At 72.8% G+C, this 22,761-nt stretch carries 21 protein-coding genes and 1 pseudogene; 11 read left to right on the top strand and 11 right to left on the bottom strand.

The annotated features are described in order from the left end of the window. Nucleotides 1-39 precede the first annotated feature (39 nt). The 5 genes from ACIBQX_RS14580 to ACIBQX_RS14560 are packed head-to-tail and all read left to right on the top strand — an operon-like array spanning nt 40 to nt 5,381. Nucleotides 40-1,572, top strand: a complete 1,533-nt coding sequence (locus ACIBQX_RS14580) for an ABC transporter substrate-binding protein (protein ID WP_397004407.1) — start codon at nt 40-42, stop codon at nt 1,570-1,572. After that, a complete protein-coding gene (locus ACIBQX_RS14575) occupies nt 1,569-2,504 on the top strand; it encodes an ABC transporter permease (protein ID WP_397004405.1) in 936 nt (311 codons plus the stop codon). Before ACIBQX_RS14580 ends, ACIBQX_RS14575 begins: the two co-directional genes overlap by 4 nt. Continuing rightward, nucleotides 2,501-3,280 carry an ABC transporter permease gene (locus ACIBQX_RS14570; RefSeq protein WP_397004403.1) on the top strand — a complete coding sequence of 260 codons (780 nt, stop codon included), beginning with the start codon at nt 2,501-2,503 and terminating at the stop codon, nt 3,278-3,280. Before ACIBQX_RS14575 ends, ACIBQX_RS14570 begins: the two co-directional genes overlap by 4 nt. Next, nucleotides 3,277-4,800 carry an ABC transporter ATP-binding protein gene (locus ACIBQX_RS14565; protein ID WP_397004401.1) on the top strand — a complete coding sequence of 508 codons (1,524 nt, stop codon included), beginning with the start codon at nt 3,277-3,279 and terminating at the stop codon, nt 4,798-4,800. Before ACIBQX_RS14570 ends, ACIBQX_RS14565 begins: the two co-directional genes overlap by 4 nt. Beyond that, nucleotides 4,797-5,381 (top strand): GNAT family N-acetyltransferase, encoded by a 585-nt coding sequence (locus ACIBQX_RS14560; protein WP_397004399.1) that lies wholly within the window; start codon nt 4,797-4,799, stop codon nt 5,379-5,381. Before ACIBQX_RS14565 ends, ACIBQX_RS14560 begins: the two co-directional genes overlap by 4 nt. Nucleotides 5,382-5,490: 109 nt before the next feature. Here the strand turns inward: ACIBQX_RS14560 and ACIBQX_RS14555 are convergent, their stop codons facing one another. Both ACIBQX_RS14555 and ACIBQX_RS14550 read right to left on the bottom strand, forming a co-directional pair. After that, on the bottom strand, nt 5,491-6,678 hold the full coding sequence (locus ACIBQX_RS14555; RefSeq protein WP_397004397.1) for a DUF5685 family protein: 1,188 nt from the start codon (nt 6,676-6,678) through the stop codon (nt 5,491-5,493). Between the two features lie 78 nt (nt 6,679-6,756). Next, on the bottom strand, nt 6,757-7,647 hold the full coding sequence (locus ACIBQX_RS14550; RefSeq protein ID WP_397004395.1) for an AraC family transcriptional regulator N-terminal domain-containing protein: 891 nt from the start codon (nt 7,645-7,647) through the stop codon (nt 6,757-6,759). Nucleotides 7,648-7,792: 145 nt separating this feature from the next. On the opposite strand from ACIBQX_RS14550, the gene ACIBQX_RS14545 reads away from it, so the two are divergent. After that, complete coding sequence (locus tag ACIBQX_RS14545; protein ID WP_397004393.1) at nt 7,793-8,098, top strand: putative quinol monooxygenase; 306 nt, start codon at nt 7,793-7,795, stop codon at nt 8,096-8,098. 31 nt (nt 8,099-8,129) lie between these two features. Next, entirely contained in the window at nt 8,130-9,098 is a 969-nt protein-coding gene (locus tag ACIBQX_RS14540) for an alpha/beta hydrolase (RefSeq protein WP_397004391.1), read from the top strand. A 60-nt stretch (nt 9,099-9,158) separates the two neighbouring features. Here the strand turns inward: ACIBQX_RS14540 and ACIBQX_RS14535 are convergent, their stop codons facing one another. The 5 genes from ACIBQX_RS14535 to ACIBQX_RS14515 all read right to left on the bottom strand — a co-directional run bounded on the left by ACIBQX_RS14535 (nt 9,159) and on the right by ACIBQX_RS14515 (nt 15,114). Further along, complete coding sequence (locus tag ACIBQX_RS14535) at nt 9,159-11,726, bottom strand: FtsX-like permease family protein (RefSeq protein WP_397004389.1); 2,568 nt, start codon at nt 11,724-11,726, stop codon at nt 9,159-9,161. Beyond that, entirely contained in the window at nt 11,726-12,475 is a 750-nt protein-coding gene (locus ACIBQX_RS14530; RefSeq protein WP_397004387.1) for an ABC transporter ATP-binding protein, read from the bottom strand. The genes ACIBQX_RS14535 and ACIBQX_RS14530 overlap by 1 nt, the downstream gene beginning before the upstream one ends. Nucleotides 12,476-12,612: 137 nt before the next feature. Continuing rightward, a complete protein-coding gene (locus tag ACIBQX_RS14525) occupies nt 12,613-13,287 on the bottom strand; it encodes a response regulator (RefSeq protein WP_397004385.1) in 675 nt (224 codons plus the stop codon). Beyond that, nucleotides 13,241-14,392 carry a sensor histidine kinase gene (locus ACIBQX_RS14520; RefSeq protein ID WP_397004383.1) on the bottom strand — a complete coding sequence of 384 codons (1,152 nt, stop codon included), beginning with the start codon at nt 14,390-14,392 and terminating at the stop codon, nt 13,241-13,243. Before ACIBQX_RS14520 ends, ACIBQX_RS14525 begins: the two co-directional genes overlap by 47 nt. A 41-nt stretch (nt 14,393-14,433) precedes the next feature. Further along, nucleotides 14,434-15,114 (bottom strand): hypothetical protein, encoded by a 681-nt coding sequence (locus tag ACIBQX_RS14515; protein ID WP_397004381.1) that lies wholly within the window; start codon nt 15,112-15,114, stop codon nt 14,434-14,436. Nucleotides 15,115-15,586: 472 nt separating this feature from the next. Here ACIBQX_RS14515 and ACIBQX_RS14510 point away from each other — a divergent pair, with 472 nt between their 5' ends. From ACIBQX_RS14510 to ACIBQX_RS14500, 3 genes and pseudogenes are all read left to right on the top strand, one after another. Continuing rightward, nucleotides 15,587-15,778 (top strand): hypothetical protein, encoded by a 192-nt coding sequence (locus ACIBQX_RS14510; RefSeq protein WP_397004379.1) that lies wholly within the window; start codon nt 15,587-15,589, stop codon nt 15,776-15,778. A gap of 13 nt (nt 15,779-15,791) precedes the next feature. Further along, entirely contained in the window at nt 15,792-15,968 is a 177-nt protein-coding gene (locus ACIBQX_RS14505; RefSeq protein ID WP_397004377.1) for a hypothetical protein, read from the top strand. A 10-nt stretch (nt 15,969-15,978) separates the two neighbouring features. Further along, nucleotides 15,979-16,143: pseudogene (locus ACIBQX_RS14500) on the top strand (carboxymuconolactone decarboxylase family protein); the annotation flags it as partial. Nucleotides 16,144-16,292: 149 nt separating this feature from the next. Here ACIBQX_RS14500 and ACIBQX_RS14495 read toward each other — a convergent pair. The 3 genes from ACIBQX_RS14495 to pdhA are packed head-to-tail and all read right to left on the bottom strand — an operon-like array spanning nt 16,293 to nt 19,964. Then, on the bottom strand, nt 16,293-17,852 hold the full coding sequence (locus ACIBQX_RS14495) for a 2-oxo acid dehydrogenase subunit E2 (protein ID WP_397004375.1): 1,560 nt from the start codon (nt 17,850-17,852) through the stop codon (nt 16,293-16,295). Beyond that, nucleotides 17,849-18,865 carry an alpha-ketoacid dehydrogenase subunit beta gene (locus ACIBQX_RS14490; protein ID WP_397004373.1) on the bottom strand — a complete coding sequence of 339 codons (1,017 nt, stop codon included), beginning with the start codon at nt 18,863-18,865 and terminating at the stop codon, nt 17,849-17,851. The genes ACIBQX_RS14495 and ACIBQX_RS14490 overlap by 4 nt, the downstream gene beginning before the upstream one ends. A 1-nt stretch (nt 18,866) precedes the next feature. Then, nucleotides 18,867-19,964: a pyruvate dehydrogenase (acetyl-transferring) E1 component subunit alpha gene (gene pdhA / locus ACIBQX_RS14485; RefSeq protein ID WP_397004371.1), complete on the bottom strand. Its 1,098-nt coding sequence runs from the start codon at nt 19,962-19,964 to the stop codon at nt 18,867-18,869. Between the two features lie 120 nt (nt 19,965-20,084). On the opposite strand from pdhA, the gene ACIBQX_RS14480 reads away from it, so the two are divergent. After that, nucleotides 20,085-20,594, top strand: coding sequence for an Lrp/AsnC family transcriptional regulator (locus ACIBQX_RS14480; protein WP_397004369.1), 510 nt, complete (start codon nt 20,085-20,087; stop codon nt 20,592-20,594). Between the two features lie 6 nt (nt 20,595-20,600). Here the strand turns inward: ACIBQX_RS14480 and paaZ are convergent, their stop codons facing one another. Then, nucleotides 20,601-22,655 carry a phenylacetic acid degradation bifunctional protein PaaZ gene (gene paaZ, locus ACIBQX_RS14475; RefSeq protein WP_397004367.1) on the bottom strand — a complete coding sequence of 685 codons (2,055 nt, stop codon included), beginning with the start codon at nt 22,653-22,655 and terminating at the stop codon, nt 20,601-20,603. Nucleotides 22,656-22,761: the final 106 nt, after the last annotated feature.

Below are 22,761 nucleotides of genomic sequence, written 5' to 3'. Positions count from 1 at the left end.
GGCCGCGCCGCCGTCCGCCCGATGGAAAGGCGCCGCCCGATGAACGACCACCCAGACCGCCGGGGATTCCTCGGACTCACCGCCGCACTCGCGGCCGCCGCCCTCACCGGCTGTGCCGCCACGCCGACCGCCGGGTCCGCCGGGTCGGCCTCGACGGGGGGCAGGCTGCGGGCCGCCTTCGCGGGAGGCGGCGCCACCGAGGTCCTCGATCCGCACCTGGCGAACCTGTTCGTCGAGGCGGCCAGGTCCAAGGCCCTCTTCGACAAGCTCGCCGACCTGGGCCCCGACGTGTCACCCCAGCCCAGGCTCGCGGAGAAGTGGGAGCCGTCGGCCGATCTGCGGCGCTGGCGCATCACCCTGCGGCCCGCCTCCTTCCACGACGGGCGCCCCGTCCGCGCCCAGGACGTGCTGGCCAGCTACGCCCGCATCCTCGACCCGAAGCGCACCTTCCGCGCCAGGTCCAGCCTCGCGATGATCGACCTGGCGAACAGCCGCGTGGTGGACAACCGCACGGTGGAGTTCATGCTGAGGCGGCCGTTCGTGGAGTTCCCGAACGTGATGGCCGCGTTCGGCGCCTACATCGTCCCCGAGGGGAGCGAGGACTTCACCAAGCCTGTCGGCTCGGGTGCCTTCTCCTTCGTCTCCTTCCAGCCCGGCCGCGCCACGCTGCTCAAGCGCAACCCGGACTACTGGGACGGCCCGCCGCACCTGGACGAGCTGGAGTTCGTCATCGCCAACGAGGAGTCCGCCCGGATCAACGCGCTGCTCGGCGGCCAGGTGGAGTACGCCCACGACCTCACCCCCACCACCGCCAGGCAGCACGGCTCGCGCGTCACCATGGTCCGCTCGCCCAACAGCGGCGTGCAGGCGTTCGCCATGAAGGTGGACCGCCCGCCGTTCGACGACCCCGGCCTGCGCGAGGCGATGTTCCTGCTCGCCGACCGGCAGCAGCTCGTCGACACCGTCATGCCGGGCGCCGGCCAGGTCGGCAACGACCTGTACGGCAAGGGCTACCAGTACTACGCCGACGACATCCCCCAGCGCGTCCCCGACCTGGACAAGGCGCGGGCGCTGATCAGGAAGGCCGGGGCGGAAGGGCTCACCGTCCAGCTGACCACCTCCAACGCGGCGGCCGGCTTCGTGGAGTCCGCGAGCGTCTTCGCCGACCAGATCCGCAAGGCCGGCCTCAAGGCCGAGGTGGTGACCGGCAACAAGGACACGTACTGGGCCGACATCCTCACCAAGGGCTCCCTGGTCAGCTTCCGCTCCGGCGCGATGCCGATCGAGACGCACATCGCGCAGCGGCTGCTGTCGACCTCCACGACCAACGCCACCCGGTGGGCCAGACCGGAGTTCGACGCGCTGTACGACAAGGCCGTCTCCACCGCCGACGAGCGGGCCCGCGGCGAGGCGTACCACCGCATGCAGGAGATGCTGCACGCCGAGGGCGGGCTGCTGGTGTGGGGGTTCGCCGACTGGATCGTCGGCACGGCCGCGAACGTCACCGGCGTGACGAGCGCGCCGGCCAACACCCTCGACTGGGCGCGCTTCGACAAGGTACGCCTCGGGTGAACCTGCCCCGTTACGCCGCGCGGCGGACGCTCCTCGGCCTCGGCCAGGTGCTGGCCGTCGCGGTGGCGGTGTTCCTGCTGGTCGAGGCGCTGCCGGGCGACGCGGCCGTCTCGATGGCCGGCGACAGCCCCGATCCGGCGCGGATCGCGCAGATCCGCGCCGCGCTGGGGCTGGACCGGCCGCCGCTGGAGCGCCTGCTCGACTGGCTGGCCGGGCTGGCCCGGCTGGACCTGGGCGTCTCCATCGTCTCGGACCGGCCGGTGGCCGACATCCTGCTCGACGGGCTGCAGCCCACGCTGGTCCTGGCCGGGCTCACGCTGCTGGTCCTGGTGCCGCTGGCGGTGCTGGTCGGCGTGGCCGCGGCCGTCCGCGAGGGCCGTCCGCTGGACCGGGCGCTGACCTCGGTGAGCGTCGCGCTGTACGCCATCCCGGAGTTCGCCCTGGCCATCGTGCTGATCGCGGTGTTCGGCGTGGGCCTGGGGTGGCTGCCGCCCACCGCCGTGGGCGTGCCGAGCCTGCTCGCGCAGCCCGCGGTGCTGGTGCTTCCGCTGGTGGTGCTGCTGGCCCGGCCGATCTGCTCGATCAGCCGGCTGGTCCGCGCGGGCATGATCGACGCGCTGCGCTCCGACTACGCACGGCACGCGCTCCGGCTCGGGCTGACGGTCTCCCGGGTACGGATCGCGCACGCGCTGCCGAACGCGCTGGCCCCGGCCGTCCAGCAGGTCGCCCGGACCACCGACTGGCTGATGGGCGGCGTGATCGTGGTCGAGGCGGTCTTCGTCATCCCCGGCCTGGGCACGACGTTGACCGGGGCCGTCGACGGCCGTGATCTGCCGGTGGTGCAGGGGCTGGCGCTGGTCTTCGCGACCACCACCGTGCTGGTGAATCTCCTCGCCGACCTGGCGGCCTTCCGGCTGGCGCCGCGCGCATGAGGCGGCTGCTGCTGGCGATCCCGCTGCTCGTCGCCCTGGCCGGGCCGTGGTTCGTGCCCGACGAGCTCACCCGGGGGGTGGCGTTCGCCGGCTCCGGCCCGCTCGGCACGGACTTCATCGGCCGCGACACCTGGCATCAGGTGCTGCTCGGCGGCCGGAGCCTGGTGCTCGTCGCGCTGCTGGCCACGGCGGGCGCCTACCTTCTCGGCGTCCCGTGGGGCATAGCCGCCGCGATGAGCCGCCGCCGCGTCCTCGACGAGCTGCTCATGCGCCCGCTGGACCTGCTGCTCGCGGTGCCGTCGCTGCTGCTGCTCATCCTGCTGGCCACGGTGGCGCCGGTGGGCGCGTTGAGCCTGGCGCCGATCGTCATGCTGATCAACCTGCCCGACGTGGCCAGGATCTCCCGCGCCGCCGCCCTGGAGATCGCCGCCCGGCCCGCGCTGGAGGCCATGCGGCTGCAGGGCGAGAGCCGCGCGCGTATCGCGGTGCGGTACGTGGGCCGCTCGATGCTGCGCACGCTCGCCGCCGACCTCGGCACCCGGATGACCGGTGCGCTCTATCTGGTGGCCGCGGCCAGCTTCCTCGGCATCGGGGTCGCACCCGACGCCGCCGACTGGGCCGTCATGGTGGACCGCAACCGGGGCGGGCTGTTCCTCCAGCCCTGGGCGGTGGTCGTCCCGGCGCTGCTCATCGTGGCGTTGTCGGTCGGGCTCAACCTCACCTTCGACCGCGCGCTGTCCGCCGGTCGCCCCTCGCGTTCGGCAGGCCGTACATGATCGACGTCGTTGACCTGCGCGCCGCGCCGATCCTGCACGGGCTCAGCTTCCACCTGCCCGCAGGGCAGGTGCTCGCCCTGGTCGGCGGCTCCGGCAGCGGCAAGACCACGACCGGGCTCGCGCTCCTCGGCGAGCACCCGCCGGGCGTCGAGGTGACCGGCACGGTCCGCGTGGGCGGGCGGGAGGTCGGCCCTGACCGGCCGCCCGCGCCCGGAACCGTGGGGTTCATCCCGCAGCATCCGTCTTCCGTGCTCAATCCCGTACGGCGCATCGGGGCCGTGCTGAAGGAGATCGCCTCCCGGCACGGCACATCCGTGGAGCCGGCGCTGCGCCGCGCCAGCCTGCCGGCCGACCGGGCATTCCTGCGCCGCTACCCGCACCAGTTGTCCGGAGGCCAGCAGCAGCGGCTCGTGCTGGCGCAGGCCCTGCTCGGCGACCCGGCGGTGATCGTCGCCGACGAGCCGACCACGGGCCAGGACCACCTCACCCGGGACGAGGTGGTCGGCGAGCTGTCGGCACTGGTCCGTCAGGGCATCTCGATCGTGCTGCTCAGCCACGACCTCGACGTCGTACGCGCGCTGGCCGACCACGTCGTCGTCCTGCGCGAGGGCCACGTCGCCGAGGCCGGACCGGCCGCATCCGTGCTGAACGCGCCCCGCGCCGAATACACCCGAGCCCTCCTCGCCGCCCACCCGCGCCCGCCCGCCACGCCCGAACAGGACCTCGCCACCCACCCGCGCCCGCCCGCCGCGCCCGCGCGGAGCCGTGCCACGCCCGAACGGGACCTGGCCGCGACCGTTCGGCTGGAGGTGAGCGGACTGGCTGCCCGGCACGGCGCGCGGCAGGCCCTGCAGGGCGTGTCGCTGCGCGTCGGCGCGGGGGAGTGCCTGGCCGTCGTCGGCCGCTCCGGCAGCGGGAAGACCACCCTCGCCCGCTGCCTGGCCGGACTGCACACTCCCGACTCCGGCTCCGTCCGGCTCGACGGCCGGGAGCTCGCCCCCTCCCTGCGCCGCCGCACCAAGGCCGACCTGGCCGCGGTGCAGTACGTCTTCCAGGACGCCCGCGCCTCGTTCGACCCGAACGGCGCCGTCCTCGATCAGGTGGCCCGCACCGCCGTACGACTGCGTGGCATGAGCACCCCGCAGGCCACCGCCGCCGCCCTGGAGACCTTCGCCGAAGTGGCCCTGCCGCCCGGCACCGCGCGGCGGCGGCCCGGCGAACTGTCCGGCGGCGAGTTGCAGCGCGCCGCCCTCGCGCGCGCCCTGCTCGCCGAGCCCGACGTGCTGATCTGCGACGAGATCACCTCCGGGCTCGACACCCTCACCCAGGCCACGGTTCTCCGGCACCTCCAGCGCCTCGCCGCCCGCCGCCGCCGCCTCACCCTCGTCGTCATCAGCCACGATCTCGGCGTGGTGGCCGGGCTCGCCGACCACGTCGCCGTCGTCGCCGACGGCCGGCTGGTCGAGCACGGCCCGGCCACGCACGTCCTGACCACGCTCGAACAGGAGCCCACACCATGAACGACCAGTACGACGCGCGCCTGGCCGGAGTCGCGGACCTCGACGGCGCCCGCAAGGTCATGCTCGACACCTTCTACCACGACCTCCGCTACGGTTTCCGCCCCGAATGGCACGCCGATGTCATCGACCTCGAAGGCGTTTACCTGCGCGAACCCCGGCACGCGCTCTTCGTGGCCGTCCACGACGGGCAGGTCGTGGCCACCACCGGCGTACGCGCCGCCGCCCCCAACAGCCCACCCCACCCGGCCTGGCTGGCCGAGCGCTACCCCGATCCCAGCACCGCCCAGCTCTACCGCGTCTACGTCGACCCCGAGCACCGCCGCCGCGGGCTCGCCGGGCGGCTGGTCCGGCTGGCCCAGGCCTTCGTCGCGACCACGCCGGGGTACGAGCGCCTCTACCTGCACACCGACACCCGGGTGCCCGGCGCGGAACAGTTCTGGCGCTCCCAGGCGACCCTGGTGCACGACGACCGCGACGCAGACCCGGCCACCTCGCACACCGTCCACTTCGAGATCCCCTTGCCGGCGACGAGGTCACAGGCCGGTGAGCGTCTCCTTGACCTGCACGGCGTCGGCTCCTGACGGGCTGTGCGGGATGACAGGTCCCCACAGGGGACGTGCTGGCGTCACTCCGGTGGCCTCCGCATCCGCGGATGCGGAGGCCCGGAGGCCGGGTCCTGAGACACGGCGGTCAGCCGCAGTTGCAGTCGCACGAGCAGCCGTCACCGCAGCAGCAGTCCTCACCGGGGCAGCAGGAGCCGCAATTGCTGCAATTGCCGCAGCAGTCCCAGCCGGAGCAGTCGCAGCGCTGGCAGCAGGAGCTCTGGTGCTCCTCGTCCCACGACGGCCGGTACAGGCCGCAGGTGCAGCAGGTCAGCGCGGCGCACATGGCCGACAGCAGGCCGCCGGGGTCGCGCTTCGGCGGCCGCCCTTCCGGGGGCGCGCCGGGGACGCCGGGCGGGGAGCCGGTGCCGGGCGCGCCGGGCGAGCGGCCGGGCGGGTGGCCGGTGCCGGGCGTCCCGGCGGTGGCGAAGGCGCGGGAGACGGCGCTGCCGGTCTCCCGGACCAGCAGCGCGCGGGTCAGCGCGGGGCGTGGCAGGTCCAGCTCGTCCACGGCGGCGCGTAACTCCGCGTGCGTGGCGTCGCAGTGGCGGCGCGCCTCGTCCAGGCCGGTGCCGGTGGCGGCCAGCGGGTTGTACGACCCGGACGCGCGGTCGTCGGCCAGGTCCTCCACCGCGTCGATCAGGTGCGCCAGCCTCCCGAAGCCGCGCCCTGCCGCCTCCAGGGCCTCCCGGTTGTGCGGCTTGCCGGTGAGCGTCGCGGTGTGCGCGAACGCGGCGGCGACGGCGTCCTCGGTGGGCCCGGTCAGCTCACGTAACCCGGCGATCCCCGGCCGGGCCGGCGCGCGTTCCAGGAGAGCCTGGCGATGGGCCGCCGCCGTCAGCGGGGTGACGTCGAACCCCAGCGCGCCGGCCGTGGCGGCGCCTGCCGCCGACCAGCGGCGCGCCAGGCGGGTGGCCCCGGCGGCCACCGGGCGGCGGGCGTACACGCCGTCGCCGTCGGCCACGTGGTCGCGCACCTTGCCGGCCGCCAGGAGCAGCGACACCGAGGCCGCCAGCCGTACCCCTTCGGCCTCCACCACGTCGGCGCCCTTGAAGCCGCGCAGCGCGCACGCGCCCGCTCTCCGGCGCGGCGCGGCGGCGGGTGACTGGGCCTCGGTCAGAACGGACACGAGCAGGCCGTCGTAGTTGGTCACCAGGCGGGACAGGTGCCCGTGCTCGTCGCGGAGGGCCAGGCAGAGCCCGCACAGGTGGCCCATCCAGTCCGCATAGAGCCCCTTGCACATGACGTGCTGACACGGCCGGACAATGCCAAACATGCGTCCCCTCATGTGTATATCGGGGGCTAACCGTAGCATCGGGCCCACGCCCTGCCGTCGGCGAGAACGGGTGAATCCTCACACCAGGGAGGGCGCCGAGCCGCGCAGGCGGGCCGCGTCCTGGCTGGGCGGCGCGCCGAACTGGCGGCGGTACTCACGGCTGAACTGCGACGGGCTGTCGTAGCCGACGCGACGACCGACACCGGTGACGTCGTGAGGATGGGTGGCGAGCAGCAGCCGGGCCTCCTGCAGCCGGATCTGCTTCTGGAACCGGATGGGGCTCATCGCGGTGACCGCCTGGAAGTTGCGGTAGAAGGCGGACACGCTCATACCGGACAGCCGCGCCACGTCCTCGACGCGGAAGGGTTGCGCGTAGTGGTCGCGGATCCACCGCACCGCCTGAGCGACGTGGGACAGGCCGCTGTCGGCGAGGCCCAGCTGGCGGACGACCGCGCCCTGTTCGCCGGTCATGAGCCGCCACAGGATCTCCCGCTTCAGCAGCGGCGCGAGCACCGCCACGTCGCGTGGCCGGTCGAGCAGGCGCAGCAGCCTGATCACCGCGTCGACGAGCGCGTCGGACGCGTCGCTGACGGCCATGCCGGACGGCGTGCCGCTGTCGGACGGGAGGTCTCCGGGGGCCGCCTGCAGCAGCAGTTCCGCGACGGTGGGCGGGTGCAGGACCAGGCCGAACCCCAGGGCGGGCAGGTCGGGGCTCGCCTCGGTGAAGTGGCCGGTGATCGGCATGTCGACCGAGGCGAGGAGGTACTGCCCGGCGCGGTATTCGTACATCCGGTCGCCCAGCGCGATCCGTTTCGCGCCCTGTGCGATGAGCGCCAGCACTGTGCCCGACATCGCCGGCGACGGCGGAGCCGAGTGGCCGACCTTCGAGACCAGCACGCCGTCGATGGCGGTCGTCATGTCGGGCCGGGCGTGGCGATCGATCAGGGCACGCAGCTCGTCGAGGCTCATGCGCCGATTGAAACATGTACTCGATCCTCCAGGCAATGAGAGGATCGGGCAAGAAGCCGACAGCATCGTTCTAACGTTTTCGCAGGTCGAGCTGCTTACATGGACTCATCGACATCCCAGGAGCACCACGATCGAAGGAGTACCCATGAACGTCGAGCACGGTTTCCACGCCACCCTGACCGCCCGGCCCGGAAAGGGCGACGAGCTGGTCGAGTTCCTGCTCGACGCGCCGTCCCTGTCGAACGAGGACTGCGTCGTCTTCCTGGTGAGCCGCTCGGCCGGCAACCGGGATCTCGTCCACGTCATCGAAGGGTGGAGCACCGAGGAGGCCCACGGCCGGTTCTTCGCGACCGAGGAGGCGCAGGCGCTCGTCGCGAAGCTGCAGCCGCTGCTCGCAGGCGAGTCCGAGTACGTCGACGCGGTGCCGGTCGGCGGCAAAGCCGCCTTCTGACACCGCCCGCCACCACGAAAGGAAGCTCCCCATGACTCTGCCCCGCCCCGGCTTCGACCCCGAACTGCAGGCCGCTCTGGCCGAGATGCCGCCCATGCCCCAGCTCACCCCCGAGGTTCTCGCCCAATTGCGCCAGTATCCGTCGGCACCGGTCGAGACCTTCCTCGAAGGTCTCACGGTGGACAGGCGCGAGGTCACCGTTCCCGGCCAGGACGGCGCGCTGATCCCCTTGTCGATCTTCAGCCCCGCCGGGCCCGGCCGCTCCACGGCGGCGCCGTGCGTCTACTGGATCCACGGCGGCGGGATGATCCTGGGGGATCGCTTCTCGCAGATCGACATCCCGCTGGAGTGGCTCGCCGAGTTCGGCGCCGTCGTCGTCACCGTGGACTACCGGCTCGCGCCGGAGGCGACCGGCATGACGCTGGTCGAGGACTGCTACCAGGGGCTGATCTGGACCGCCGAGCATGCCGGCGAGCTGGGCGTCGACCCCGCCCGCATCGTCGTCGCGGGGGCCAGCGCCGGTGGCGGCCTCGCCGCCGGGACCGTCCTGCTGGCCCGCGACCGGGGCACACCGGCGATCGCCGGGCAGGTGCTCATCTGCCCCATGCTCGACCACCGCGACGGCACCGCCTCCAGCAGGCAGTACGCCGACGGGCCGGGCACCTGGACCGGCGAGATGAACGCGTTCGGCTGGCGGGCGGTCCTCGGCGACCTCGACGGCCAGGATGTGCCCGGTTACGTCTCGCCCGCCGTGGCGGACGACCTTTCGGGCCTGCCGGCCACCTACATCGACGCCGGCACCGCCGAGGTCTTCCGTGACGAGGACGTCGACTACGCCACCCGGATCTGGGCGGCCGGCGGCCAGGCCGAACTGCACATCTGGGCGGGCGGCTTCCACGGGTTCGACGCGCTGTTCCCGCAGGCGAGCCTGTCGGCCGCCGCGCGCCGGACGCGCGGCGACTGGCTCGGCCGCGTCCTGAACTCTCCCGCCCCCGCGTGACCGCCGCCGGACGATCGCTCGGCGCCGGCGTCGCGCCGGGGCCCGAGGCGGTGTCACGCGTCAGTTCATCTCGAATCGGTTCAGGCCGGTCATCGCCGTACGCGAGGTCATCAGGGCCCCGGCGACGGCGGTGACCAACCCGGCCAGTCCGAAGGCGGCGAGGGTGCCCGTCGGCAGCGCCCGCACGGCCTCCGCCACATCTCCGCCGGCCATCAGGAACGCCATCCACCCGGTCGCCGCCACCCCCAGCACCCAGGCCGGGACGACCGTCAGGACCATCTCCCAGACGACCATCAGGGTGATCTGCCGCCGGTCCGCGTTGATCTGGCGGAAGGAGTGGAACTCCCCGGTGCGGTCGGCGGCGCTCAGCACCAGCGCGATGACCGCGGCCAGCAGCAGGAAGCCGCCGACCAACACCACGGACAGGACACCGAGGTCGGACGTGGCGGCGGAGCGCTCCGCCACGAACCGCTCACGGAACTCGGCCGGCGTCTCCACCTTGACCAGGCCGCTCTCCCCGGCGAGAGCGTGCAACCGGCGGGCGACGGCCGGGTCGGACCCGGCGCGCACCAGGATCCGCTCGTAAGCGGGCGCGGCCACCTGATCGGTGAGCGCCGCACCGGGGATCACCAGGCCTTCCTGGCCGCCCTTGTCCCGCGCGAAGACGGCCACGACCGGCAGGTCGACCGGCTCCGCCGCGCCGGAGACGCGCACCTGGACCCGCTCGCCGAGCGAGATGCCGCGCTGCCGCGCGTAGGAGGCGCCCACGGCCACGCCCTCCTCGGACAGGCTCCCCTGCCGCACCTGGAGGTCGAGCAGGTCGTCCGCCGCGCCCGTGACGACGCTCGCGTAGGTGGCGGCGGTGTCCTGGACGGTCCCGTCCTGGCCGGGGCGCAGCGGGGTGGCCTGCGCCCAGACCTCCCACAGGCCGGCGGTGGCGGTGACGCCGGGGATGCTCGCGGCCGCCTGCCGTACGTCCTCGCCGAGGCCGACATACGTGTCGCGGATCAGCGGCGTCCTGAGGATGTGGTCCGCGTCGATCCGCTCGGCCGTCTCCTCGGTGGTGCTGAGGGTGTACAGCGGCAGGCTGCTCAGCGCCCACCCCGCGATCGCGACGCCCACGGCCAGCGGCGCCACGACGCCGGCGTACCGGCGATGGCTGAAGCGCACGTTGGCGGCGGCCAGGTAGCCGCCGACGGGGGAGAGCGCGGCGACGGGCGCGCGGCCGAGACGGGTCAGCCCATGGACGATCCACGAACCGACGAGCCCGATGCCGATCATGACCAGCCCGCTCGCCAGCACGCCGTAGACCCCGCGCAGGGCGGGCGGCATCAGCCCGGCCATGCCGACGATCTGCACGACCCCCGCGCCGGCCAGCGCCAGAACACCGGCGATGATCTTGAAAGTGCTCTTCCTGGTACGCTCCGCCACCGACGAGGAGTTCGCCAGCGCCTCGGCGGGTCTGATCCGCAACGCGGCGCGGGCTGTCAGCCAGGCGGCCACCTGACCGGCCACGAGAGTGACCACGAGGGCCAGGACCAGCGGCTCCGCGCTGTAGCTGACGCGGAAGGCCGGATTGAAGATCTCCCTGGAGCGCAGGGCGGCGACGAGCACCTCGGCCAGTCCCAGCCCCGCGAGACCGCCGGCCAGCCCGCCCAGCAGCGACAGCAGCAGCGCCTCGGCGCAGCAGAGCACCCTGATCTGGCCAGGCGTGCCGCCGACGGCTCTGAGCAGGGCGAGCTGCCTCGACCGGCGGCGGATCGAGGTGATCAACGCGCCGCTGATCACGGTGACGGCCATGAACGCGACGATCACCGTCAGCATGACCATGGTCTGGCCGGTCGCGCGATCGCTGGGCAGGCTGCCCTCCAGCACGCCGCGGTCGGCGCCCGCGAGGACTTGCAGGGTCGGCAACCCCGCCGGGCCGGGGGCGTCGCCCCGGATCGTCCCGCTCAGCAGGGGACGGATCGCGGCCGCGACGGCCGCGGGATCGGATCCGGCTTCGAGCAGGACGCCGAGGCCGTCCACCCGCCCGCCGCCGCGTCCGGCCAGCTCGGCGGCGTGCTCCTCGGTGAAGAAGAGCGTGCGCTGATAGGCCAGGGGGCCACCGGAGGCCGGCTCGGCGATCCCGGCCAGCCGATACGTCCGGGTCGCGCCCGCCACCAGCACCTGGAGCGGGTCACCGGGGGAGACCCCGGCCGCCGCCGCCAGTTGCCGGTCCAGCACGACCTCGCCGTCGCCGGTGGGCGCCCGCCCGGCGCTGAGCGCGAACGGGGTCAGCTTCGCGCCGGCCCAGCCATGGCCGAACTGCGCGATCCTGGCGAGCGGGAACGCCGGCCGCCCGTCCGCCTTCAGCACGATCGCGGTGAACGTCAGCTCCGGCACGACCTCCTTGACCCCCGGCAGCCCCCGGACGCGATCGACCGCGTCCCGGGTGAACAGCCCCTCGGCGCCCCCGGCGACCACCGGGACGGCCCGATACCGCTCGATCGGCGCCTCCGCGTTGACCGCCGAGTGCCGGATCAGGGAGAACGCGCTGATCAGGCCCGACCCGATGACGATCATCAGGAACGCGCCGAGCAGCACGCCCGGCCGGCGGCGCAGCGTGGTCCAGGCGATGGACAGCATCACTCCGCACCCGCCAGCCGCGTCACGGTGGCGGCCACCCGCTCGGGGGAGGGTGCGTCCATCACATCGGTGATCCTGCCGTCCACCAGGAAGAGCACCTGGTCGGCTGTCGCCGCGGCGATCGGGTCGTGAGTCACCATGATCACGGTCTGCCCCAGGTCGTCGACGGCCTCGCGCAGCACCGACAGCACCGCCCGGCTCGCGGCCTTGTCCAGGGCGCCGGTCGGCTCGTCGGCGCAGAGCACCTGGGGCCTGGTGATCAGCGCCCGGCAGATGGCCACCCGCTGCTGCTGCCCGCCGGACAGCTCGTGCGGGCGGTGGCCCAGACGGTCGGCGATGCCCGCGCGCTCTGCGAGCTCGTTCATCCACGCCTGGTCGGCGCTCCGGCGCGCCAGCCGGAGTGGCAGGGTGATGTTCTCGGCGGCGGTGAGCGCCGGCATCAGGTTGAACGCCTGGAAGACGAAACCGACCAGCTCCCGGCGCAGGATCGCCAGCTTCTTCTCGATCATGCCGTTGAGCCGGTGCGGGCCGAGGAAGACCGAGCCGGAGGTCGGGTCCAGCAGCCCGGCCGCGCACTGCAGGAGGGTCGTCTTGCCGGATCCGGACGGTCCCATGACGGCGGTGAAGGTGCCGGGTGTGAAATCCCGGCTCACGTCCTTGAGCGCGGTGACGGCGGTCTCCTTCGCGCCGTACACGTGGGAGACCTGCGCCAGGCGGACCGCGGTGGGTAAGGGGCTCTTTCCAAGCATGTGCTCAGCGTCCCGCCCGGCCGGCGTGGTCTCGTCCCTCGCCGGGACGAATCTCGCCCTGGGAGCCTGGTCCCAGGAGTGGCGCGTCCAGGGCCCTACTCCCAGGGCTCCACTTCCAGGCCCCAACTCCCAGGCCCCTACTCCTTGGGCCGCACGAGACCCGTCTCGTAGGCCAGGATCACCGCCTGGGCGCGATCACGGACGCCGATCTTGGCGAAGAGGCTGGTCACGTGGTTCTTGACGGTCGAGCCGGCGACCTGGAGCGAGGCGGAGATCTCGGCGTTGGAGTAGCCGCGCGCGATCAGCACGAGCACGTCCTGCTCGCGCTCGGTGAGACCGGCCAGCCGGGGACGACGGCGCGGGCGCGGCGTCCGGACGAAGGTCTCGATCAGCCTGGTCAGCAGGCGCGGGGTCACCACCGACTCGCCCTGGTGCGCGACGCGCACCGCCCGGACCAGCTCCTCCGGCGGGACCTCCTTGGACACGAAGCCCGAGGCGCCGGCGCGCAGCGCCTCCATGACGTGCTCGTCGAGATCGAAGGTGCTGATCATGACCACCCGCACCCCGGGCAGCTCGCCGGTGATGCGCCGGGTGGCCGTGACGCCGTCGACGCCGTTGGGCATGTGGATGTCCATCAGCACCACGTCCGGAGCCGACCGCAGGCAGAACTCGTACGCCGCCTCGCCCTCCTGGGCCTCGCCCAGGACGGTGATGTCCTCCTGCGTCCGGAGGATCGCGCCGAACCCGGCCCGGATCAGCGCGAGGTCATCGACGATCAGCACCCTGATCGGCCGGGATGCGCGCGTGGACACGGAAACCTCCCTGGGGAACGGCCTCGATGCGCAGCTCCCCGCCGCACAGGGCGACCCGCTCGGCCATCCCCCGCAAGCCGAAGCCCTCTGTCGCCGTCGTGCTCCGCCCGGCCGGACCGTCGTCGCCGACCAGCACGTCTATCATGCCGGCAAGATACTTCACCGTGACGGTGACCATGGCACCGGAAGCGTGCTTGCGGGAGTTGGTCAGCGCTTCCTGGACGATCCGGTAGACCGTGTGGTCCACGGTCGCCGGCAGGGGGAAGGGCTCCCCGGTCACCTCCAGGGTGACGTGCTGACCGGCCTCCCGCGCCCGGTCCGCCAGGGAGGGCAGGAGGTCGACCCCGGCGGCGTGATCGTCGTCCCGGGTTCCCCCGGGTCGCTCGGCCCGCAGGACGTGCAGCAGTTGCCGCAGCTCCGCTATGGCGTCCCGGCCGTTCCGCTCGGCCGTGACGATCGTCTCCTCCGCCCGGCCGGGATCCTGCCGCAGAACCGTACGCGCCATGCCGAGCAGGACGTTCATGGTGGTGATGTGGTGGGCCACCACGTCATGCAGCTCGCGTGCGAGCCGCGCCCGCTCCACCTGGACGGCGTTGCGCGCCGACTCGGCCAGGTCGCGTTCCTTCAGCTCATGGCGGAGCCGTACCAGATTGCCCAGCGCGACCAGCAGGACGATCGGGAGCTGGAGGAGCACGGCGAGCAGGAGGGCGGAGAGCAGCGGCCCGTCCCCGTCACGGGCGAGCATCGGCGCGCCGGTGAGGTGCAGGACCACGAGCATGCCGCCGTAGAGGAGCCCGCTGATCGCGCCTGTCGTCCAGGCGACGCGCGACGGGGTGCGCCTGCCCACGGAGTACAGGGCCCAGGCGAGCGCGGCGGGTAACACCGGGTGTGGCACGAGCAGCAACAGCGCCAGCGTGCAGGCGAGGCTGATGCAGACGACCAGGACAGGACGCTCACGGCGCCAGAGCAGTGCGATCGAGGCCGGCCCGCCGATGATGAGCTGGGCCGCGAAGGCCGTCCCGGAGACTCCCGGGGTCGACAGCGACCACGCCAGGAGGACGACCAGCACATCCGCCGTCCGAGTCTCACCGAATCGCCTGCGCACTCTCCTGGACTCTACTCTGACGATCAGCGCTCGCCTTCAGGTCATCCGGCCTCGGGACGATGCTCGGTGCCGACGGGCGCGGGGAGCAGCTTGCCGAACGGGACGGCGCGCAGGGCCCGCAGGCACTCGGCGGCGCGCGGGTGGCCGCGGTCGGCTGCGAGCCTGTAGTAGAACCTGGCGATGTCGCGCTTGGCCGGGCCCTCCTGCTCGTAGGCCTGGCCGTAGGAGAAGGACTGGTTCGCGGCGAACTCGATCGGGCGCGGATCGCCGGCGAAGGTCTCGGCATCGGGATGACGTCGCTGGACCGCCGCGTAGATCCAGTACCGCGCAGCCGCGGCCTCACCGGTCAGCACGTGGATGATCGCCAGCCGGTAGGAGGCCTCGGCGTCGCCGCCGGCCGCCTGGCGGACCAGGCGCGCGACGGTCCGGGTGGTGCGCCGCTCGGCCTCGTCGGCGGGTGTGCCGTAGAGATCGTACGACCCGATGGCATGTGGCCTCGGCTGTTCGGTCCTGGCGGCACGCCAGCGGGCCTGCCACTGCTCCACGGTGCCGAGGGGGTCCGTGGCCAGGCCGGTCCGCTCGGCGTGGGTCCGGCAGACCATCACGAAGGAGGCGACCAGCTCCCAGTCGGGCAGGCGTTCGCGCTTGCCGTTGAGGATGTCGCTGAGCGTGCTCTCAGGCAGTTCCTTGGGGACGGCCGGCGCGCGCGACAGCCGTTTCATCTGGGAATAGCTGGGCTGGCCGGCCGATTCCCGCAGCTCTATGAGCGCAGCTATGAAGGCGGAATGGGATCCTGACCTGAGTGTGTTAGTCATCGTCCTTGGTGGCGTCGGAAGGTCATCTAGTGTCGCCATATTTTCAGAAATAGTCTCGCAGTCCAGGACACTTCGCAGATTCCATCTCGTCCGGTCGCTGTGGCCCCTTCGGATGATCGTTGACACAACAGCATCAAGAGCAGCACTGGGCACCGATCGGGGGACCTTGCTGGGCTTTTGTCGCTATTGAAGGGGCTTTCGCCGGATGAATCCGGATAAATCCGGACGACGTCGGAAGGTAGCGGACGTTTACCTCCCGGCACTTCCTTTCCGGTCTTGTACGGCTCCGTCCGAGCGCGTTTGGACCGCTGGCCGACTGCGTTCACGGCGACGCATGCTTGGCCGCATTCATCGCCGCTCTCCGGGAGGCCGTCCCCCCATGCCGTTACTCACGGCTCGTCCGTCAAGCATCGCGTACTGCGCTGACGCTCCCTGCCCGGCGGACGAACACCTGCTGGTCACGCTCTTGACGACCTGGGTGCTCGCGACGGGACGCACGCCGCCCGCCGCGCGCCCTGACGACCTGACCCCCGAAGAGCTCATCGAGTTCTGGGCCGACGACCGCATCTGAGGAAAGAGGACCGATGTTCACCACGCGTCAGCTGCTCACGCTCACTGTGACGTTCATGATCGCCGCGATCACCTGCGCGCTCGTCCTGGCCACCGGCGCGGAGTGGCCGGGCGCCCTGCTCGGCGGCGGTGGCGCGGGCGGGGCGACGCTGGCGGCCCTGCCCAAACTGCTGAACAGGCGCGAGACGTAACCGCCGTACGCGCGAGGTGGTGGCGCTCCGCGTCAGCCAGATCAACGGCTGCGGCGTCTGCGTCGACATGCACACCGAGGAAGCCGCGCACGCGAGGGAGACCTCGGTGCGCCTCAATCTGGTCGCGGCCTGGCGGGAGGCGATGGTCTTCACCGACGCCGAGCGGGCTCCCTGAAGCCGGCCGTTGAGGTCGTCCAGTGGGCCGGGCTGCGGGTCGGGCGGGCGTGGGATCCGCTGCGGCCGGAGGGCTGGTCGCGCTCCTGGCCGCCCGCTTTCTGTGGCCCGATCCGGTGCGCTCCTCTCAGTAGTCCTCGCGGGGATCCTTCAGACGTGGGCGAGCAGGATGGCGGGGTTCTCCACGCAGTCGGCCACGAAGCGCAGGAAGCCGCCGGCGGCGGCGCCGTCGCAGACCCGGTGGTCGAAGGTGAGGGACAGCTGGGCGATCTTGCGGGGCGCGACCGTGCCATCGGTCACCCAGGGCCGGTCGATGATGCGGCCGACGCCGAGGAGCGCCGCCTCCGGATGGTTGATGATCGGGGTGGATCCGTCCACGCCGAAGACTCCGTAGTTGTTGAGCGTGAAGGTGCCTCCCGTCAGTGCCGAGGGCGGCGACTCGCCCGCGCGGGCGAGGCCGGTGAGCCGGGCCAGCTCGGCGGCGAGCTGCGCGGTGGTCATCAGGTGGGCGTCGCGGACCACCGGCACCATCAGGCCACGATCGGTCTGGGCGGCGAAGCCGAGGTTGATGTGCCCGTGCCGGACGATCTCGGCGCGGCCGGTGTCGACCGAGGAGTTCAGCTCGGGGAAGCGCCGCAGGCCGGCCACACAGACGCGGGCCAGGATCGCGAGCAGGCCGATGCCCAGGTCCGGGCGGGCACGTCTCAGCGCGTCCCTGACCGTGAGCAGGGCGGTGGCGTCCACGTCCACCCAGGTCGTGGCGTCGGGGATCTCGTTACGGCTGCGGGTTACCTTGTCGGCCACCGCCCGGCGCAGCCCACGCAGCGGGACCCGCTCCGCCGCCGGTGCCACTTCGATCGTCGGCGGCGCTTCGACTGTGGGCGGCGGTGTCCCGGCGTCGGCGATGGCCCGTTCGACGTCACGGCGGAGGATCACTCCGCGTGGGCCGGTGGGGTTGACGGCGGCGAGATCCACCCCGTGCTCACGTGCGATCCTGCGGACAAGCGGAGAGATCACCCGAGGCGCCTGGCCGGGCGCGCGATCCGGTGCGGGAGCGGGCTCGGAGCCGGATGCCTGTCCGGCGGGCTCGGAGGACGGGCGCACTGCCTCAGGCGCCTGTCCGGCGGGTCCGGGTGCCTGTCGGGCGGGTCCGGAGGGCCGGCGCGCCGGCTGGGGTGTCTGTCGGGCGGGTTCGGAGGGCGGGCGTACTGGCTGGGGTGCCTGTCGGGCGGGTTCGGGTGCCTGGAGGGTGGGATCGGGGGGTTGTCGGGGGGTGGGTGTGCGTGAGGGGTGGCGGTGGCGTCGGCGGGAGGTCGGGGTGGGGGCGGTGCCGTAGCCGATCAGAACGTTGCCGGAGCCGGCCCGTTCCTCCTCGCGATAGCGGTCCGCGGCCCCCGCGGCCCCCGCGGCGCTCGCGGTGTCACCGGGGGCGGTGGTCTCTGTGGCGTCCGTGGGGGTGGCGGGGCCGATCTCGATGAGGGGGGTGCCCACCGGTAGGACGGCGCCCGGCTCCGCGTGGAGTCGCAGCACCGTCCCCGCGTACGGGACCGGCACCTCCACGGCCGCCTTGGCGGTCTCGACCTCCACCACGATCTGGTCGATCTCGACCGTGTCGCCCACGGCGACCTTCCAGGCCACGATCTCGGCCTCCGTCAGGCCCTCGCCGAGGTCGGGCAGGCGGAACACCTGCCCGGTGGCGGTGGTCGTCATGACGCCTCCCCGGCCAGGTGGAGCAGGTCGGGCTCGTCGCCGAACTGGAGCCGGTCGACCGCGTCGAGGACCCGGTCGGCGTCCGGCAGGTGGGAGCGTTCGAGCATCGGGGGCGGGTACGGGATGTCGAATCCCGAGACCCGCAGCACCGGGGCGGCCAGCGAGTGGAAGCAGCGTTCCTGTACGCGGGCCGCGATCTCCGCGCCCACCCCGGCGAACCCCTGGGCCTCCTGCACCACCACACAGCGGCCCGTCCTGCGCACGGAGGACACCACGGTCTCGTCGTCGAACGGGACGATCGTCCGCAGATCCACCACCTCCAGGTCGATGCCGTCCCGGGCCGCGACCTCGGCGGCCTGGAGCGCCACCGAGACGCTCGGCCCGTAGGCGACCAGCGTCGCGTCACGCCCCGCACGCCGCACCGCCGCCTGCCCGAACCCGCCGGCCCGCCGGTCCCCGAGCGAGGTCTCGTCCTTGGACCAGTACAGCCGCTTGGGCTCCATGAAGATCACCGGATCGGGGTCGGAGACGGCGTCCCGCAGCAGCCAGTACGCGTCGTCGGGGGTCGCGGGGGTCACGACCTTCAACCCGGGGGTGTGCGCGTAATAGGCCTCGCTGGAGTCGCAGTGGTGCTCGACCCCGCCGATGCCGCCCGCGTACGGGATCCGGATCACCATCGGCAGTGACAGCCGCCCGCGCGTGCGGTTGCGCAGCTTGGCGACGTGCGAGGCGATCTGCTCGAAGGCCGGGTAGGCGAAGGCGTCGAACTGCATCTCGGTCACCGGGCGGAAGCCGCCCATGGCCAGCCCCACGGCCAGCCCCACGATCCCCGCCTCGGCCAGCGGGGTGTCGAAGCACCGCTCCTCGCCGAACTCCTTGGTCAGCCCGTCGGTGACGCGGAAGACGCCGCCCAGCGGGCCCACGTCCTCGCCGAAGACGAGAACGTGCTCGTCCTCGCGCATCGCGTCCCGCAGCGCGGCGTTCAGCGCCTGCGCCATCGTCATCGCGGTCATCTCAGTCCTCCGGGGCGGTGAGCTCGGCGGCCAGCAGCGCCCGCTGCTCGCGCAGCTGGGGCGTTGCCTCGGCGAAGACGTGGTCGAACAGCTCGAACGGATCCGCCACGGGGTCGGCGTTCATCCGGTCGCGGACGCGCGCGGCGAACTCCTCGGCGGCCTCCCGGGCCGAGCCGACGGCCTCCGGGCCGAGCACGCCGCGCTCGCGCAGGTAGGTCTCCAGGCGGGCGAGGGGATCGGCCGCCTGCCACCGCTCCACTTCCGCCGCCTCCCGGTACCGGGAGGGGTCGTCGGCGTTGGTGTGCGGGTCCATGCGGTAGGTGTGCGCCTCCACCAGGAAGGGGCCGCCGCCCGTCCGCGCGTGCCGCACGGCCGTGGTCAGCACGGACAGCACCGCGACCAGGTCGTTGCCGTCCACCTGCTCGGAGCGGATGCCGTAACCGATCCCCTTGTACGCGAGCGCGGGCGCGGCGCTCTGCTTGGCCAGCGGCACCGAGATGGCGTACTTGTTGTTCTGCACGAAGAACACCACAGGGGCGTTGAGGACCGCGGCGTAGTTCAGCGCCTCGTGGAAGTCGCCCTCGCTGGTGCCGCCGTCCCCGACGAAGGCCATGGCGACCCGGTCCTCGCCCTTGCGGCGCAGCGCGTCGGCCATGCCGACGGCGTGGATGGCCTGCGTGGCCAGCGGGGTGCACTGGGGCGCGACCCGCGTGCGGGCGGGGTCGTACCCGCAGTGCCAGCCGCCGCGCAGCAGGGTGAGCACCTCGACGGGGTCGAGGCCGCGGGAGACCAGGGCCACCGAGTCCCGGTAGGTGGGGAACAGCCAGTCGTCCTCGCGCAGCGCGAGCACGCCGGCGATCTGGCAGGCCTCCTGGCCGAGGCTGGAGGGGTACACGGCGAGCCGGCCCTGCTTGGTCAGCGCGGTGGCCTGCCGGTCGAAGCGGCGGCCCAGCACCATCCTGCGGTACGCCTCCAGCAGCCGCTCGTCCGCCGGCGCCGGGTAACCGGGGGGCGGCTGGACGGCCGTGCCGTCCTCGGCGACGAAGCGCACCGGCACGGGTGAGGGCAGCAAACGGTCGACCGTTCTCCTCACGGACATGGCGACGCTCACTTTCTCTGGACGTTTGACAAGCGAAGCGTGCGCTTCTGGAGCCATCTGTTCAAGACATCAGGCATGATGTGCGACAAGCGGGTCATATCAGGACTTGAGGAGGGCCAAATGTCGTCCCACGACGGTGCCGAAGGAGGCTGGCCAGGACATTCGGCCAGCCACGTGGACGAGGTGGACCGCGCGATCATCGCCGAGCTGCTGCGTGACGGCCGGATCTCGATGCGCACCCTGGCCGAGCGCGTGCACGTCTCCCGCGCCAACGTCTACTCCCGGATCACGAGGCTGATGGACGACGGGGTGATCACCGGCTTCACCGCCCAGATCGCCCCGCACAAGGCGGGTCTGGGCACCAGCGCGTACGTCTCGGTCACCATCGAGCAGAACTCCTGGCGCACGGTGTCGGCCCGGCTCCGGGAGACCCCGTACGTCGAGCACTTCGCCATGGTCGGCGGCGACTACGACATCCTGGTCCTGGTCAGGACGCCGGACAACGAGGCGCTCAGGCGGGTGGTGCTGGAGCGCATCCAGGACATCCCCGGTGTCCAGGCCACGCGCACCTGGCTGGTGTTCGACGAGGCGCGCGGCCTGGGCACGGAGTGGGCGGCACGGGAGGGCTGAGGGAGGTCAGGCCTCCTGGGCCGGGGTGGACGGCCAGGACTTGGCGACGAGGGTCAGCACGTCGTAGGTGGCGACCGGCACGCCGTCCTGGTTGCCGACGACGGCGTCCCAGCGGACCTCGCCGTAGTCGGCGCCGCCGCGCGGGGTGATCTGCTTGACGGTCAGCGTCACGTCGATGCTGTCCCCGGCCTTGACCGGGGTGAGGAAGCGCAGCCCGTCCACGCCGAAGTTCGCCAGGACCGGTCCTGGCGCCGGGTCGACGAAGAGCCCGGCGGCGAGGGACACCACGAGGTAGCCGTGGGCGACGATGCCGCCGAACAGCGGGTTCCGTGCGGCGGCCGCGGCGTCGGTGTGGGCGTAGAACGTGTCGCCGGTGAACTCGGCGAAGTGCTCGATGTCGGCGAGCGACACCGTTCGCGCCGCCGACCTGATCGTGTCGCCCACGCGCAGCTCCGCCAGGGACTTGCGGAAGGGATGGACGCCGGACTCGGCGCGCGCGGCCCCCGTCGTCCACCGGTCGGTGATGGCGGTGAGCTGGTCCGGGGAGGCCTGGACGGCGGTGCGCTGCATGTGGTGCAGCACGCCGCGGACACCGCCCAGCTCCTCGCCGCCGCCGGCCCGACCGGGGCCGCCGTGGACGAGGACGGGCAGCGGCGAGCCGTGCCCGGTGGACTCCCGGGCGTCGTCCCGGTCCAGGACGAGCACCCGGCCGTGCCACGGCGCGAGCCCGAGTACCACCGAGCGCGCGACCCCCGGATCATGAGTGGCGACGGAGGCGACCAGGCTGCCCCTGCCCCGGGCGGCCAGCGCGACCGCCTCCTCCACGCCGTCGTAGGCGAGCACGGTGGCCACCGGGCCGAACGGCTCCACGTCATGGGGCTCGGCGGCGCCGGGGCGGGCGCGCAGCACCAGCGGGGTCATGAACGCGCCTCGCTCGGCGTCGCCGTCGAGCAGGACCCCGCCCTCAGGGTCGCCGAAGACCACCTCGGCGCTCGCCGTCAGCGCCTCGACGGCCTTGCGCACCTCGTCGCGCTGGCCGAGGCTGGCGAGCGCGCCCATCCGCACGTCCGGGTTGCGCGGGTCGCCGACAGTGACGTCCGTGAGGGCGGCGGCGAGCGCGTCGAGCACCTCGCCGGCCATCGCCCCGGGCACGAGCACCCGGCGGATGGCCGTGCACTTCTGACCCGCCTTGACCGTCATCTCGGTGACCACGCCCTTGACGAACAGGGCGAACTCCGGATCGTCCGGCCGCACGTCGGGCCCGAGGATCGAGCAGTTGAGCGAGTCGGCCTCGACGCCGAGCCGGACGCCGCCGTCGAGCACGTTCGGATGGCGGCGCAGGATGCCCGCGGTGTGCGCCGAGCCGGTGAAGGCCACGGAGTCCTGGACCGTCAGCTCGTCGAGCAGCCCGCCCGCGCCGCCGGCGACGAGCTGGAGCGCACCCTCGGGCAGGAGCCCCGACGCGATGATCTGGCGGACGGCGAGCTCGGTGAGGTAGGCGGTCTGGCTCGCGGGCTTGACGATCGTGGGCAGCCCGGCGAGCAGGGCCGGGGCGAGCTTCTCCAGCATGCCCCAGACCGGGAAGTTGAAGGCGTTGATCTGCACCGCGACACCCGGCCGCGAGGTGTAGAGGTGCTGGCCGACGAAGGTGCCGCCCTTGCCCAGCCGCTCCAGGGCGCCATCGAGGACGACCGTGTCGTTGGGCAGCTCACGGACCCCCTTGCTCGCGTAGCTGAACAGGGTGCCGATGCCGCCGTCGACGTCGATCATCGTGTCCCGCGAGGTGGCGCCGGTGCGCACCGACAGGGCGTACAGCTCCTCCTTGCCCGCCGACAGGTGCTTGGCCAGCGCCTTGAGCAGGGCCGCCCGCTCGTGGAAGGTCAGGGATCGCAGCGCCGGCCCGCCGGTGTCGCGGGCGTGCCGGACCATCGCGGCGACGTCGAGACCCACGCTCGAGACGCGCGCGACCTCCTCGCCCGTGGCGGCGTCCGACAGGGGTTGTCCCTCGTCCGCCGCGCGGAACCATCGTCCGGCGGCGTAGCTCTCCAGCAGCGCGCTCATCTGGTGCCTACCGGCTGGATGCCCCGTCCTTCAGGGCGGGGAGGAAAGCCGGAACAGTGGGGCACTTTGGCCTCCTGGTTTTGTCGGTGGCGGTCGGTAGTTTGAT

Source organism: Nonomuraea sp. NPDC049714, from assembly GCF_044465295.1.
Classification (GTDB): Bacteria; Actinomycetota; Actinomycetes; order Streptosporangiales; family Streptosporangiaceae; genus Nonomuraea.
This window is presented reverse-complemented; position numbering and strand designations above follow the sequence as displayed.